13 protein-coding genes, 1 pseudogene and 1 other annotated feature are annotated in these 15,356 nt (G+C 31.8%); of the genes and pseudogenes, 1 reads left to right on the top strand and 13 read right to left on the bottom strand.

What is annotated here, in order from left to right; all coding sequences use genetic code 11:
* Nucleotides 1-23: 23 nt before the first annotated feature.
* The 7 genes and pseudogenes from radC to KA883_RS07895 all read right to left on the bottom strand — a co-directional run.
* A pseudogene (gene radC, locus KA883_RS07865) lies at nucleotides 24-560 on the bottom strand (RadC family protein); the annotation flags it as partial.
* A gap of 217 nt (nucleotides 561-777) precedes the next feature.
* Nucleotides 778-987 carry a hypothetical protein gene (locus tag KA883_RS07870; protein ID WP_133170628.1) on the bottom strand — a complete coding sequence of 70 codons (210 nt, stop codon included), beginning with the start codon at nucleotides 985-987 and terminating at the stop codon, nucleotides 778-780.
* Nucleotides 988-1,146: 159 nt separating this feature from the next.
* Complete coding sequence (locus tag KA883_RS07875; RefSeq protein WP_210139943.1) at nucleotides 1,147-1,968, bottom strand: squalene/phytoene synthase family protein; 822 nt, start codon at nucleotides 1,966-1,968, stop codon at nucleotides 1,147-1,149.
* Nucleotides 1,969-2,201: 233 nt separating this feature from the next.
* Entirely contained in the window at nucleotides 2,202-3,050 is an 849-nt protein-coding gene (locus KA883_RS07880; protein WP_046207648.1) for an aldo/keto reductase, read from the bottom strand.
* A gap of 125 nt (nucleotides 3,051-3,175) precedes the next feature.
* Nucleotides 3,176-3,886 carry a prepilin peptidase gene (locus KA883_RS13740; protein WP_046207649.1) on the bottom strand — a complete coding sequence of 237 codons (711 nt, stop codon included), beginning with the start codon at nucleotides 3,884-3,886 and terminating at the stop codon, nucleotides 3,176-3,178.
* 180 nt (nucleotides 3,887-4,066) lie between these two features.
* Nucleotides 4,067-5,329, bottom strand: coding sequence for a bifunctional folylpolyglutamate synthase/dihydrofolate synthase (locus tag KA883_RS07890; RefSeq protein ID WP_046207650.1), 1,263 nt, complete (start codon nucleotides 5,327-5,329; stop codon nucleotides 4,067-4,069).
* Between the two features lie 11 nt (nucleotides 5,330-5,340).
* A complete protein-coding gene (locus KA883_RS07895) occupies nucleotides 5,341-7,971 on the bottom strand; it encodes a valine--tRNA ligase (RefSeq protein WP_046207651.1) in 2,631 nt (876 codons plus the stop codon).
* 40 nt (nucleotides 7,972-8,011) lie between these two features.
* Nucleotides 8,012-8,252, bottom strand: a binding site (T-box leader).
* A gap of 58 nt (nucleotides 8,253-8,310) precedes the next feature.
* Between KA883_RS07895 and KA883_RS07900 the strand changes: the two genes are divergently transcribed.
* Entirely contained in the window at nucleotides 8,311-8,889 is a 579-nt protein-coding gene (locus KA883_RS07900; protein WP_046207652.1) for a DNA-3-methyladenine glycosylase I, read from the top strand.
* A 354-nt stretch (nucleotides 8,890-9,243) separates the two neighbouring features.
* Here KA883_RS07900 and KA883_RS07905 read toward each other — a convergent pair whose 3' ends face one another.
* The 6 genes from KA883_RS07905 to KA883_RS07930 form a co-directional block, all read right to left on the bottom strand.
* Nucleotides 9,244-10,326, bottom strand: coding sequence for an AbrB family transcriptional regulator (locus KA883_RS07905; RefSeq protein ID WP_046207653.1), 1,083 nt, complete (start codon nucleotides 10,324-10,326; stop codon nucleotides 9,244-9,246).
* A 224-nt stretch (nucleotides 10,327-10,550) separates the two neighbouring features.
* Nucleotides 10,551-11,834, bottom strand: coding sequence for a glutamate-1-semialdehyde 2,1-aminomutase (gene hemL, locus KA883_RS07910; RefSeq protein ID WP_046207654.1), 1,284 nt, complete (start codon nucleotides 11,832-11,834; stop codon nucleotides 10,551-10,553).
* Nucleotides 11,835-11,848: 14 nt separating this feature from the next.
* The gene (gene hemB, locus KA883_RS07915; RefSeq protein WP_046207655.1) at nucleotides 11,849-12,826 is read right to left on the bottom strand and encodes a porphobilinogen synthase; all 978 of its coding nucleotides are present in this window, start codon (nucleotides 12,824-12,826) and stop codon (nucleotides 11,849-11,851) included.
* Complete coding sequence (locus KA883_RS07920) at nucleotides 12,816-13,502, bottom strand: uroporphyrinogen-III synthase (protein ID WP_046207656.1); 687 nt, start codon at nucleotides 13,500-13,502, stop codon at nucleotides 12,816-12,818. The genes hemB and KA883_RS07920 overlap by 11 nt, the downstream gene beginning before the upstream one ends.
* An 18-nt stretch (nucleotides 13,503-13,520) precedes the next feature.
* Nucleotides 13,521-14,447, bottom strand: a complete 927-nt coding sequence (gene hemC / locus KA883_RS07925) for a hydroxymethylbilane synthase (RefSeq protein WP_046207702.1) — start codon at nucleotides 14,445-14,447, stop codon at nucleotides 13,521-13,523.
* Nucleotides 14,448-14,496: 49 nt separating this feature from the next.
* Nucleotides 14,497-15,336: a cytochrome C assembly family protein gene (locus KA883_RS07930; protein WP_046207657.1), complete on the bottom strand. Its 840-nt coding sequence runs from the start codon at nucleotides 15,334-15,336 to the stop codon at nucleotides 14,497-14,499.
* Between the last annotated feature and the right edge of the window lie 20 nt (nucleotides 15,337-15,356).

The following is a 15,356-nucleotide window of genomic DNA, read 5'->3' on the forward strand; positions in this document are numbered from 1 at the left end:
GTTTAGGATACTATGTTTAATGTATCACCAGATGGATGGTTATGTAAAACGATAATCGCATTACTGGCACATTTAATCGCTTCACTAAATATTTCTCTTGGATGTACGATTGAAGCATTTAACGTACCTATAAATATTGTTTTCTTTTTTATAACGATATTTTTGGAATTTAAGAAAAGTACAATAAATTTTTCTTGCTTTAAGTGTTCCATCTGACCCATCATAAAGTCCGCCACATCTTTAGGGCTAGTGATTTGAATTTTATCATCGACGCTTCCAGAATGTATGCGCTCTCCTAATTCAAATGCTGCTTTCAATATAAGTGCTTTATACAGTCCCACACCTTTTACTTTGTTTAAATCGTTAATGGATAATGCTTTTAACTCTTTTAAATTATCTACTGATTTTAGTAATTCATTAGCTATGTCTAAACTTGAACTACCTTTTCTACCTGTATTAATTAGAATAGCTAATAATTCAGCATGTGATAAATACCTAGCACCCTGACTCAACATACGTTCTCTTGGTTTTTGATGATCTGCAAGTTCATTCATTTTCAATAAATAACAACTCCTATGAAATAATCTAGATGTATTACAATATTGGTAAACTTAATCATTTGTAATGTCATTGGAATAAGATTCTTTAGAAGATTTCAAAAGTGAGATGTATTTATTCTACTACGAATAATATCTCATGTAGACTTTTTTCTCATTAATCTAATAATTGTTAATTTCTAGCTAAAAATTTTTAATTCAATATGAAACAGTTGCATCATTAAAATTTATGATTATCAAAATAATTACTATCATGCTGATATTTTCTAAAACTATCTATTAAAATGAAAATGCCTAATCCAAGTATGATTAAAGGAAGTATGATGATGAAATATATTGTGAGTTTCCCAAATATATTAGTTAAAAATGCTAAAGCAAATATTATTAAAAATACAAAATTTAATAAACTTAATAGTGTCGTTCTATTCATAACTGAATCCATCCTTAAATTAATGTCTGTTCAAAGATATCTCATAATAGTGCGTTAAAATTCGACAAATAAAATCATACATTTTATATATAATTAAAAAGCATAGTAAGTTTCAACATGTAAATCTTACATATTAAAATAACTATGCTTTTAATCAAACTACTCTTCTTTTTTAACTTCTTCTACTGTTTTTTCAACTTCTTCACGTGTCATTTTTTCACGTCCATTTTTCATTGCTTTTAATGTTTTATGTGCGAACGCTAATGGTAAACGACAGAACAACAATATCGTTCTTTTATTGATAGCCTTCATGTATTCATCAGCTTTTGCTAAATTTTCTTCAGCATATACAAATAAATCTGCGCGAGTCCAACCATCTGGAACAAAGCTTACGTCACGTTCTTCAAGATCTTCTTCCTCGTTACGAAGGATGTTGACAGCCTGGAGTCCTCTACCGTAGCCTATTGCTAAATCTCTATCTGTTTTAACGTTTGCACAAACATCCCAGAGTTTAGATAGCATTACACCTACAAGCCCAGCCACATAATATGTATAATCATCTAAATCATCCCGAGATTTAATTCTCCAATTAGCTTTTGCCCATTTTGCCATACCATACGCCATTTCACTAGAAGATTCTCTAACGATTGACCGTGTGTGTTCAGGGCAAGCATCCAACCAATCTTCCAATCTTACTGTAACCTCTGGTAATTTATCTTTGACTGGATTTATGATTTCTAAATATTTTTCTGAATCAAAAGGTGTTTTAAGTAAATCGCTAATTTGCATTAACATATGATACTTTAAATCATTACTAATTTCTTCATGATCTTCAATTTCATCAATTGCACGCATAACTAAATATGCACAAGCTACAGAATGTTTTAGTTCTTTTTCTAAAAAAGTAATTGGAATATAAAACGTACGGCTTGTCTCTTTTAAAACGCGCATTCCATCTTTTGGGAATTTCTTTTCTGCCATTTTATGAGTTCCCCTCCCTTTTCTTGATATTATCATATTTTTAAATATTAAAATAGCATATGCTATACTGTTAGCAGATTTATACTTATGTTATTTAAATATATTAAAAAGCGAGAATAAAATCGACTAAAATTAATCAATTCTATTTCCCACTTCTAGGAGTTAACAAACACAGATTTTTAAAATACTAAGCTTCTAAAGATTTTAGTACTTAAATGTAACTTTAAATTCTATTATACAAACTCTTCGTATTCATAAGGATTTTGTCCTTCAACACGACCATTTTCACCTTTGTCTAATGCATCAATTTTAGCAATATCTTGATCTGATAGTTCAAAGTCTAGATAGTTAAAGTTATCACGTTGATGGTTATATTGTGATGCTTTAACTACAGGAAAAACATGTTTTTGGTTTACCCAATTAATAATGACTTGTGCTGTAGAACGATGATATTTTTCAGCAATTTCTTTAATTGTATCATTCATTAGCACATCATTAATCTCACGACCCAATGGACTCCACGCTTCTGATAAAATACCACGCTTATCATTTTCTTCAATTAATTCACTATTATTAAAGTATGGGTGAATTTCTATTTGGTTAGTTACCGGAGTAACTCCTGTTGCCTCAATGATGTCATCTAAATGATCAGGCATAAAATTAGATACACCTATTGATTTTATTAATCCATATTTTTGAGCATCAACTAATGCTTGCCAAGCTTCTACATATTTACCTTGTTTAGGATTAGGCCAATGAACTAGATATTTATCAAAATAATCTAAACCTGTTCTATAAAGAGATTCTTGTATCAAGTTAATTGCCTTATCATATTCATGAGCCGAACCTGGTAATTTGGCACTGACATAAATTTCTTCTCTTGGAATACTAGAACGACGAATAGCTTCACCTACCATCCCTTCATTATTGTAGTTAGTAGAAGTATCAATGACGCTATAACCTAGATTTAATGCATTTTCTAATTCTTTAACACCTTTACCACCTTGAATATTAACTGTACCTAATGCTATATGAGGTAATGTGGTACCATCATTTAATAGAAACTTTTTATTTAAACTCAATTTATAACTTCCTTTCAATATTAGGTGAGTTTTGTTACAAATCAACCTTTAATTGATTTTAAATCATTACTTTTATATTTTACCCTCTTTTAAGCATTTTTAATCGCTATAATTGCCTGAATTAATCATAAATATCTAAATCCTACTTCGAAAATTCTTAAATGTAATAAAACTGTCTCTATACAAAAAGCAAGATATATAAATGGGATAAGTGGTATTTTAATTTTTCGTTTTTTTGTTTGAAGCACTAATATCGTTGAAATTACACTGCCTAGTAAGAAAGTAAGAAAGAGTATGTTAATAAAGATGGAATAAGGTATTAAGTAAGATAAAAGTGAACAAATTAATATATCGCCATATCCAATAGCATGTTTGAACAAGAAATAAAATATGTGTAGAAAGAATGTAACAATGACAAAATAATTAAGATGACCCTCAAAAATTATTGCACTAACAAAAGCAAATATTAAAAATATATGTAATGGGATAGAAAGTGTTTGTATATCAAAGAGAGCAAAAACAAGCAGAAATAAATATAAACATATGAAAGTACTTAACGCTTGTACACTTGGATGAAATAGTGTATAAAGTGCTGGTACTACTGACAATATTTCACCTAAGATATAACATCTACTAAGCGTTTGATTACAGCACGACGCCTTTCCAAAAAGTCTAATATAACTGAATATTGGTATGATATCTCTGTACCTCAATTGCTTATTACAGAAATCACATTTAGATCTACTTACCAAATACTTTAATTTAAAAGTTTCTACAAAACATAACTGGTAAAGAAAACTAAATAATACAGGACATACAACAAACAATAACAGCAATGAATCGCCTCCTCTTGTTTATTATACCTGCAAGAGCCTAGCTTTTTAACAAAAATATCACTTTTTAAAGAATAGTAAATATTTATAGAAAAAGCTAGTTTACTATTTAACAAAACCAATAAATACCTTTGGTTAAGTTGTAAAATAGTAACTAGCTTTATGATATTCAAATAAAAATATTTAGAAATTCACTTTCGCTTTAACTTCACTAATGAAATATAAACTACCTGTAATGACTAACCCTTGTCCTTCATAGCTTTCAATAAATTGAACAAAATCATCTACAGTTTCTTTTTGCTCGAATCGTATTTCATCATAAATTTCTTCTTTTGTACATGCTTTTGGAAAATCAAAATCGGTAATATACATTGTAGAAGCAATTGTTTTTAATTGATCAACCATTGCGTGGATAGGTTTGCCATTAATAGCTGCATACAAAACGTCCACATTGTCTATTTTATAATAATCTTTTAATGTCTTTATGAGTGCTTCTATACTTTCTAAATTATGCGCACCATCTATAATCATCAATGGATCATCTTTAACCTTTTCAATTCTTCCTGTCCAATGCACTGCTTCAATCCCATTGATCATCTTGTTAAAATCTAATTCCACTAATCCTGATTCATTTAATTCGATTAATGCTGTAATTGCCAATGCTGCATTCTCTTTTTGATGTTCACCAAACATATCCAAAATAAGCGTTTCTAGTTCATAATTCTTATAGCGATATGTAAATTCCTCACCTTGTGAAATCACACTGATATCTCTATCTAACTCGATACCTTCTGCATTTTGTTGTTCTACAAAATCACGAATGACTTTAAGTGCATCTTCATTCTTCACAGCATATATAACAGGTGTTTCAGGTTTAACAATTGCACCTTTATCTTTGGCAATATCTACATATGTGTCGCCTAAAATATCAACATGATCTAAACCAATACTCGTTAAAATGCTAAGTATTGGTTTAAATACATTGGTAGAATCATTTTTTATACCCAAGCCTGCTTCTACTATTACAAAGTCAACCGGATGAATTTCTCCAAAATATAGAAACATCATCGTTGTAATAATTTCAAATTCTGTTGCTGTTCCAAGTTCTGTTTCTGCTTCTAATGCTTCACTTACTGGTTTTACCTTTTGAACTAATTCTACAATGGCATCATCGCTAATTGGTACACCATTTAAACTTATACGTTCATTAAACGTTTCTATAAAAGGAGATGTAAAGGTCCCAATTTCATATCCATTGTCAACAAGCGCTGACCTTAAATAGGCAACTGTTGATCCTTTACCATTTGTACCACCGACATGAATACCATTGATATTAAATTGTGGATTGTTTAATTTATCTAGCATCCACTCCATGCGTTTAACACCTGGTTTAATGCCAAATTTAGTTCGTTCATGTATCCAATATAAGCTGTCTAGGTAATTCATGTTAAGGACTCCTATGCTTTTAATTGATTAATGCGTTCTTGTACACCATCATATTTTTCTTGATATGTTTGCTTTTTCTCACGTTCTTCATTAATAATTTTTTCAGGTGCTTTATTAACAAAGTTTTCATTTGCTAGTTTCTTATTAACACGGTCTAACTCTTTTTCCCATTTTTTGAGTTCATTTTCTAAGCGCGTAATTTCTTTATCCATGTCAATCAAGCCTTCTAATGGTAATACGACTTCACCAGCAGAAGTAATAGATGTCATTGCTTTTTCGGGGATATCTATTGTAGTTTTAATAATCAACTCACTTGGATGACAAAATCTATCAATATAATTTGAATTATTTAATAAAGTCTCTTTTATATTTTCATTTTTTGCTTGAATAAAAATTGGAATTGCTTTAGATAATGGCGTATCTACTTCTAAGCGTGATTGTCTTACGGATTTAATTATTTCAACAAGTTGTTGCATCGTTTCTTTACTTTCATCAAATACTAAGTCATTATTGGATTTTGGCCAAGCTGCATTGACAATCGTTTCACCTTCGTGTGGTAAATTTTGCCAGATTTGTTCTGTTACAAATGGCATAAATGGGTGCAACATTCTCATCGTATTATCTAATACATATGTTAATACAGAACGTGTAACTTGTTTTTGATCTTCATCTTCTCCGTTCATAGGTATTTTACTCATTTCTATATACCAATCGCAGAATTCATCCCAAATAAAGTTATATAAAGCTCTGCCAACTTCTCCAAATTCATAACGTTCACTTAAATCAGTGACTGTATCTATTGTTTCATTTAAGCGTGTTAAAATCCATTTATCTGCTAATGATAAATTACGAGTTAAGTCAACATCTTCAACTTTGAAATTGTCACCAATATTCATCAGACTAAATCTAGCAGCATTCCAAATTTTATTAATAAAATTCCAAATTGATTCAACTTTTTCCGTAGAATAACGTAAATCATGACCAGGAGATGACCCAGTTGCTAAGAAATATCTTAAACTATCTGCGCCGTACTCATCGATTACGTCCATAGGATCAACACCATTGCCTAAAGATTTACTCATTTTACGGCCATCTTCAGCACGTACTAATCCATGTAATAACACATCATTAAATGGTCGTTGTCCTGTAAACTCAAGTCCTTGGAATATCATTCTGGCAACCCAAAAGAAAATAATATCATAACCGGTTACAAGTACATTAGTTGGATAATAACGTTGAAAATCTTCGTTTTCAGTATCAGGCCAACCTAATGTTGAAAATGGCCAAAGCGCACTTGAGAACCAAGTGTCTAATACATCCTCATCTTGCGTCCATTCTTCTGAATTTTGTGGAGGTGTTTCACCGACGTAAATTTCTCCTGTTTCATTATGATACCATGCAGGTATTTGATGCCCCCACCATAATTGTCGTGAAATTGTCCAATCTCTAATTTCTTCCATCCAACGATTAAATGTTTTTTCAAATCTTTGAGGTACAAAATCAATTCTATTATCCGTTTTTTGGTTATTTAACGCTTGTTCTGCTAATGGTTTCATTTTAACAAACCATTGTGTGGATAGATAAGGTTCAACGACCGCACCAGAACGTTCAGAATGTCCAACAGAGTGTTCATGTTCTTCAATTTTAATCACTAAATCCTGTTCTTGTAAATCTTTTACTAATGCTTCACGACATTCAAATCTATCCATACCTTGATATTTACCAGCATGTGCATTCATATGACCAGACTCATCCATAACAGTAATGCGCTCTAGATTATGACGGTTACCAATTTCAAAGTCATTTGGATCATGTGATGGCGTAACTTTCATCGCACCACTACCAAAATCGATATCCACATATTCATCTGCTAGAATTGGTAATTCTCTTCCAATTATAGGCAAGATTACAGTTTTACCTATCACATCTTTATAACGGTCATCATTCGGATTCACCACGATTGCAGTGTCACCTAACATTGTCTCAGGGCGCGTAGTTGCTATTTCTATATACCCATTGCCATCTGCGTAAGGATATTTGAAATGATAGAACTTGCCTTGAACATCTTCATGAATGACTTCTATATCAGATAAAGCAGTACGTGCAACTGGGTCCCAGTTGATAATGTATTCACCTCGATAGATGAGTCCTTTATTATACATATCGACGAATACTTTTTTTACCGCTTTACTAAGTCCTTCATCTAACGTAAAGCGTTCTCTACTATAATCTAAACCTAAACCTAATTTTGCCCATTGTTGTCTGATAAAATCAGCATACTCTTCTTTCCAGTCCCAGGCTTTTTCGAGGAATTTTTCTCTACCTAAGTCATGGCGAGATAAACCTTCTTCTTTGAGTTTCGCTTCTACTTTAGCTTGTGTCGCGATGCCAGCATGATCCATACCTGGTAAATATAGTGTGTCATACCCTTGCATACGTTTCATTCTTGTTATAATGTCTTGTAATGTTGTATCCCAGGCATGACCTAAATGTAATTTACCTGTTACGTTTGGGGGTGGAATAACAATTGTATATGTTTCTTTTGAATGATCTTCTGCTGCTTTAAAATAGCCATTACTGACCCATTGGTCATAACGCCCAGCTTCAACTTCGTTTGGATTATATTTGGGGTTCATTTCCATGTTTAAAATCCTCCTTAAATAAATAAAAACCCATCCTATAAAATAGGACGGGTTTACCGTGGTACCACCTAAATTCAAGAAATTAACATAATAATTTCAAGCACTTAAAATTATGATTAACGCTCAAACACGCCTTAACCTACTTTATTATCTTTGTTTTGACAAATTTCAGCTAAAGTTCAATGAGGGCTACCTTCAATAAGTTAAACTGTACATTTTCAGCGACCATGTACTCTCTGTTAAATTTCAGCTTATTTACTCTTCCCATTAGACAATATTTATTTACTTGATTATAGTATAATGGATATGAAAATAAGTCAATAAAATGGAGTGAAATTTATGAATGAATGTGCGTTCGGCACTACAGATCCTGTATATATTAATTATCACAATGAAAGTTGGGGACATCCTATATATGATAGTTTGAAATTGTTTAAATTAATGGCGTTAGAATCCCAACATGCTGGTCTGTCTTGGTTAACCATTTTAAAGAAAAAAGAAGCGTATGAACAAGCATTTTATAATTTCAATCCAGCTAAAATTGTAAAAATGACTTCAGAAGATATTGATAAGTTAATGGCATTTCCTAATATTGTTCATAACAGAAAAAAATTAGAGGCTATTGTCAATCAAGCTAAAGGTTATTTCAAAATTGAGCAAGATTACGGCAGTTTCAGTAAATTTTTATGGTCTTATGTCGATCATAAACCACTCGATTTAGGTTATATTCAATCAAGTGAACGGATTACAGTCGATCAACGTGCAACTGAACTTTCTAAAAAATTAAAACAATATGGATTTAGTTTTTTAGGTCCGGTAACTGTCTTCTCATTTTTAGAGGCAGCAGGACTATATAACGCTCACTTACAATCATGTCCATATAATCCTAATATATACAACGGTGAGGGTTTTCATTAACATCAAACTAGTTTTGGTATAAAAAGTGACATGCTCCCTCATAGTTTTTATTTTTAAATGTCTACATGGAGGAGCATATTAGAGACTTTGTCGTCAGTCTGGCATGAGCTTTTGTTCATGTTTTTAGATTAAACAACTAGGAATCTTTCAAAAGTGAATCGATGTCATAAATGTATAAATGATATGCATAAAATCATGAAAATTTAAGTTTATAAAAACCACTCCGAAGAGTGGTCAAAAGGATGAAGTACTGGAGGTACTTCTCTTCTATAATATCAAACAGAAATATGTTGTTCAATATATTAAATATTAAATTATTGTAAAAAAATAAAAGATTTACAAAGTTATATTTCGCTAATCATTTTTATTGCTTTCACGTTGACTTTCTCTAAATTTAAGAAAATAATTTAACATCGGTGCAATTAAAAATAATATAAAGAAAATTCTAAAGATATGATAACTAGATATCATCGCAACATCTGCGCCAGTTTCAATAGCAACTAATACGATTTGACTCATACCCCCAGGCGCAGCACCAAGGAATAGTTCATTTACTTGATGATGAGATACCGTTGCTATAAACAAGACCATGACAAATGCTAATAATATCAATAAAATATTCTGAAATGCTATTGCTATTGCAATTCTTCCTTTCATTTGGTCAAGTAATTTTGCTATTTGTATCCCTATTCGAATCATATATATGATTTGTGCTGCAGCAATGATGTAATTATCTAATGTGAAAGTCACGCCTGTAACTAAGTTCCAACATATCAGTACGAGGATAGGCGCAAGTAATTGCTTGGTTGGAAAATTTATTTTTGACATAACAAAATAAATAGCGACTATTGCGATAATGAGTAGAGCAATATTGGGAATTGTTAAAGCCCGTGTCAAAACTTCTGTAGATTGTCCAGACGTTGAATGATTTCCAGGGCTTTGAAAAAAATACGAAATAAATGGCACTAATATAACTACGAAAATGATTCTTGATGTTTGAGTTAAACTAACAACCATGATATTCGCTTTTTTATTTTCTTCTGCCATTATTAACATTTGACTTAAAGCGCCAGGAATCACACTTAAAATTGCCGTTTCAGTATTAACATTGGCAATTTTTTTAAAAAAATAAGCAATGATTAATGCTAAAATAAGTAACATAATTGTTATTAAAACAATCGTGAGCCAATCATCTTTAATGTCAAATATGACATTTTTAGTAAACGTAGAGCCAATTTGAACACCTAATAGCACTAACCCGATTTGGCTCAACCAAAACGGCCACTTTATATCTAAATGTAGATAGCGTATACAAACGATACTAGCAATAATTGGACCAAACATAAATGGTAGCAAAACATGGGCAGCATTTAGTACCAAACTAAAAATAAGCGCTAATATTAATACGATTATATTATTTTTAAAATGCTTATTCATATGCTCACAACTTTCCTTAGTATCGTTATATATACATGTCTAACTAAAACAATGGAGCGAGTTAGAAATCAAAATGCTTAATTTGATTTCGAATCCTCGCCCCATTAAGGTAAAAAGAACTCTAAAAAGTAAGTACAATTAAATATTTGTTAATGAAGCTTTTAAAATACTGTTTAATTTGGCTAAGTAGTAAATACCAACATTAAATTTTTAAATGACTAACATTAAACAATACGACTTAAAGCAGTATCAAATGCTGCTAATGTTTTTTCTATGTCCGCTTCTGTATGGGCAGTAGAAAGGAAAGTCCCCTCGAATTGAGAAGGTGGTAAAAATACGCCTTCTTTAGCCATTTCTCTATACATTTGACTAAACATTTCTAAATCACTTTGGTTTGCTTCTTCAAAATTAGTTACCGGTCCTTCATTCAGGAAATACCCTATCATAGAACCTGCACGATTCACAGTTATAGGTACATTATGTTTTTTAAAAATATCTTTTAATCCACTTTCTAATATATCTCCCAGTCTATTGAAATAATCATATGACTCTGGTGTTAATTGTTTCAAAGTTTCATAACCGCTTGTCATAGCTAGCGGATTTCCTGATAATGTTCCTGCTTGATATATATTACCTGATGGTGCTATATGGTCCATGATTTCTTTTTTACCGCCAAATGCTGCTGCAGGTAATCCACCACCTATAACCTTACCGAGACAAGTTAAATCTGGCATCACATCAAAGTAACCTTGTGCACAATGATAACCTACTCTAAAGCCAGTCATAACTTCATCAAATATTAATAATGAGCCATATTCATTTGTGATATCTCTTAAACCTTGTAAGAATCCATCAACTGGTGGTACAACACCCATATTGCCTGCTACTGGTTCAACGATAACGCCAGCAATGTCATCACCAAACTCTTCGAAAGCTACTTTTAATGATGCCAAGTCATTATATGGCACTGATATTGTATTTTTAGCAATACCTTCGGGTACGCCAGGAGAATCTGGTAATCCTAAAGTTGCAACGCCAGATCCAGCTTTGATTAAAAGCGAATCGCTATGACCATGATAACATCCAGTGAATTTCACTATTTTATTTCTACCAGTATAACCTCTTGCTAAACGTAATGCATCTAATGTTGCTTCTGTTCCTGAAGATACCATACGTAGTTTTTCAATGGAAGGTACACGATCAATAACTAATTCTGCTAACTTGTTTTCAATTAATGTAGAAGCACCAAAACTTGTTCCATTATCAACAGCTTCATGTAATTTTTCATTAACTTGTTTATTTTTATGACCTAAGATTAATGGTCCCCAACTTAGAACATAATCAATATATTCATTGCCATCAATATCGTATATTTTTGAACCTTCTCCATGATCCATAAAAATCGCAGGTGTATCTACAGACTTAAATGCTCTAACTGGACTATTTACGCCCCCTGGCATTAGATTTTCAGCTGTCTTCATTGCTTCTATAGAATTATTATATCCCATTTAAAATTGCCTCCTTATTGTTCATCAATATATCTACAAATATCTTTAGAGAAATATGTGATAATCATGTCTGCGCCTGCACGTTTCATTGAAATCATCTGTTCCATCACAACTTGTTTTTCATCAATCCAACCATTAAGTGCAGCAGCTTTTGTCATGCTATATTCACCACTTACATTGTATGCAATTACTGGTACATTAGTCGTATTTCGCACATCTCTAATAATGTCTAAAAAGCTTAATGCCGGTTTAACTATCATCATATCTGCACCTTCATGTAAATCACTGTCTAGCTCTCTCAATGCTTCTCTTCTATTTGCTGGATCCATTTGATACGTTTTTCTATCGCCAAATTGAGGTGCAGACTCAGCAGCATCACGGAATGGACCGAAAAAGCTAGAAGCATATTTTATACCGTAACTCATGATTGGTATATTATAATAACCAGCATCATCTAAACCTGCTCTAATTTCTGCAACAAAACCATCCATCATATTACTTGGTGCAATGATATCAGCACCCGCTTCTACTTGTGAAATAGCAGTTTTCACTAGTAATGGTAAAGATTTATCATTGTCTACATCATTTGTTTTTTCATCAATAACACCGCAATGACCATGGTCAGTATACTCACATAAACAAGTGTCTGCAACAACGAGTAAATCACTGTACATTGCTTTGGCTTTTCTTGTTGCTTCTTGAACAATACCATTATGATCAAAAGCGCCTGTACCGATGGCATCTTTTTCATTAGGTACACCAAAGAACATGATGCCTCTGATACCTAAATCATATGCTTCTTTAATTTCTTCATCAAGCAGATTTAAACTAAGTTGATACACACCTGGCATTGACTTAATTTCTTCTTTAACATTGTCTCGTTCTACAACAAAAATAGGATAAATTAAATCTTCTTTGTGTATATGTGTTTCACGAACCATTTCTCTCATAGATTTACTACTACGTAACCTTCTATGTCTATCAAATTGCATCATTTTCCCAACTTTCTTCAACTTTATTTATTAATGAATCTAACGTTTGAATATTTGATGTTGTTGCATCATAACCATATTGTTTGACCGTGTCTAAGGTTTGTTGTCCTATGACATAATAATGATTAAATCGCGGTGTTTCACTTTGCTCAAAAAAATATTTTACTGCAGATGAACTCGCAAAAGTAATGACATCTAGCTCATTATTTCGCATCATACGTTTAACATCTGCTATATTTTTAGTATGTGGTACTGGACGGTATAAATCAATTTTACAAACTTGATACCCTTGTTGATATAAACTTCTCTGCAATAAAGGACGTGCATAAGCACTTGAAGGAATCAATATTTTACTGTTTTTTGCAGTTTGAAAACATTTAAGAAAACCTTCTTGTGAATAATCTGAAGGATAAAATAATACATCTAATCCCAATGATTTACAATATTCTGCAGTTTTAGCGCCTATTGCAGCAAAATTTTTTACGTTCACTTGCGATAGAAATGGTTGAAAATACTTCACTGCGTTCTTAGACGAAAAAATAAGCCAGTCATAGTCGACATCTAATAAATTTATATCAAATGATAAAGGTTCTACATCTATAAACGGCTTGTGTAAAATATGCTTATCATCTTGTTTAAATTTAGAAGTTTGTGTCATAACTATAACTGGTCTCATTATTTTCACCTCGAACGATTATTGTTCTTCGTTTAGTGCTTTTATTATTTCGTACGCACCTTGTGCATTTAAGACTTCTGTTACTTTTTCACCTAATTCAACAGGATCCTTCCCGCGCTCGGTATGTTCGTAACGTTCTTTACCATCAGGTGACATAATTAGTCCTGTAAATTCTATTGTACCATCACTATTTTTACTAGCATAGCCCCCTATAGGCACTTGGCAACTTCCATTCATGCGTTCTAAAAATGTACGTTCGGCAGTTACACATTCTGCAACATCCTCATTGTGGACTTTAGCAAGAAGCTCTAGCAGCTCCTTGTCATCAGAACGACATTCTATACCCAATGCACCTTGACCGATTGCAGGGATCAAAGTATGCTCATCTAAATATGATGTTACGATATCATCTGACCAACCCATACGTTTTAGCCCTGCTGCAGCTAATAATATGGCATCATAATCTTCATTATTTAATTTACTCAATCGTGTGTCAATGTTACCGCGAATCCATTTTATTTGTAAATGTGGATATTTTGCAAGTATTTGTGCACCACGTCTTAGCGAACTGGTACCAACAATACTTTGATTTGGCAATGATTCTAGCGGAACATGATTTTTAGCAATATATGCATCGTATGGATTTTCTCTGTCAGGTATGCATCCTAAAGTCAATCCATCTGGAATTACGCTTGGAACATCTTTTAAAGAATGAATTGCCATATCAATTTCTCCATTAAATAGGGCATTTTGAATTTCTTTAACAAATAGACCTTTTCCGCCCACTTTAGATAATTGTTTATCTAAAATTCGATCGCCTTTCGTTACGATTTCTTTTATTTCCACTTCTAAACTTGGATCTACCATTTTTAATTTATCAATAAATTGTCTACTTTGTGTTAAAGCTAACTTACTTCTTCGTGAACCTACTACTAATTTACGCATCATGCGCAACCTCCTAGAAACAAGTCTATTCATTCAACTAAATCACACTTCAATAAATACCTGTCCATTGATGAAAATCAGATATATGTGAAGCGAAAAATAAATTAATCATACTAAGACAAAACAATATGATATTAAAATAAATTAATTTGTGCTTTGTTAGCATTTTTTTAACTCTAAAAATTAAATAAATTCCATATAGTAATGTTATGATTGAAGACATAATAACTTTAGGGTCTACAATGATATTTACCCCTAATGTATTAACCCCCCATTGTGCACCTAATACAATACTTAATATGATGAATATGAAACCAATTAAACTACTGTAAAATACCACTTGTTCAAGCGTAGCTACACTACCTATTCTAAAATATTTCTGGTCAAACCGTTTTTGCTTCAAATTATTGTATTGTATTAAATATAAGATACAATTTACAAACGCAAAGGCAAATAATGCGTAACTAATTACCGCCAAACTTATATGCACAATAAGCAATTCATTGATAATATTGAGTTTTTCACCAGTGCTTTGATAATGCATAGGTTGGAACGTATTGATTGCAATAAATAAAAAACCAATCATATTAAATAAAAATATAGATAAGTTTATTTGTTTTATCACATTGATTACTATGGAAATAGAAATAATAAGCCATGCTACAGCAAAAAACACATCAAATATATTACCTAATGGAATTTGTTTCGTTACATTTACATATAAAGATAAAGAGATTGTTTGTAACATCCAAACAATCCCCAATGAAACAAAACCAATCATTTTAACTCTATGATGCTTTTTCAAAAAATCATAAAAATAACAAGCAATGCTAAATAAATAAATTAATAATATAAGTTCATTTAATCTAATGAACGAAAATTCTTGCATATCATCACCATTTGCATTTA

The sequence above is a fragment of the Staphylococcus sp. GDY8P54P genome, from assembly GCF_017892645.1.
Taxonomy (GTDB): domain Bacteria; phylum Bacillota; class Bacilli; order Staphylococcales; family Staphylococcaceae; genus Staphylococcus; species Staphylococcus ureilyticus.

Bases quoted from the DNA above. Each gene is read 5' to 3' on its own strand.
- KA883_RS07870 (WP_133170628.1), bottom strand. From the start codon at position 987: ATGAATAGAACGACACTATTAAGTTTATTAAATTTTGTATTTTTAATA.
- KA883_RS07875 (WP_210139943.1), bottom strand. From the start codon at position 1,968: ATGGCAGAAAAGAAATTCCCAAAAGATGGAATGCGCGTTTTAAAAGAG.
- KA883_RS07890 (WP_046207650.1), bottom strand. From the start codon at position 5,329: ATGAATTACCTAGACAGCTTATATTGGATACATGAACGAACTAAATTT.
- KA883_RS07895 (WP_046207651.1), bottom strand. From the start codon at position 7,971: ATGGAAATGAACCCCAAATATAATCCAAACGAAGTTGAAGCTGGGCGT.
- KA883_RS07900 (WP_046207652.1), top strand. From the start codon at position 8,311: ATGAATGAATGTGCGTTCGGCACTACAGATCCTGTATATATTAATTAT.
- KA883_RS07905 (WP_046207653.1), bottom strand. From the start codon at position 10,326: ATGAATAAGCATTTTAAAAATAATATAATCGTATTAATATTAGCGCTT.
- hemL (WP_046207654.1), bottom strand. From the start codon at position 11,834: ATGGGATATAATAATTCTATAGAAGCAATGAAGACAGCTGAAAATCTA.
- hemB (WP_046207655.1), bottom strand. From the start codon at position 12,826: ATGCAATTTGATAGACATAGAAGGTTACGTAGTAGTAAATCTATGAGA.
- KA883_RS07920 (WP_046207656.1), bottom strand. From the start codon at position 13,502: ATGAGACCAGTTATAGTTATGACACAAACTTCTAAATTTAAACAAGAT.
- hemC (WP_046207702.1), bottom strand. From the start codon at position 14,447: ATGCGTAAATTAGTAGTAGGTTCACGAAGAAGTAAGTTAGCTTTAACA.
- KA883_RS07930 (WP_046207657.1), bottom strand. From the start codon at position 15,336: ATGCAAGAATTTTCGTTCATTAGATTAAATGAACTTATATTATTAATT.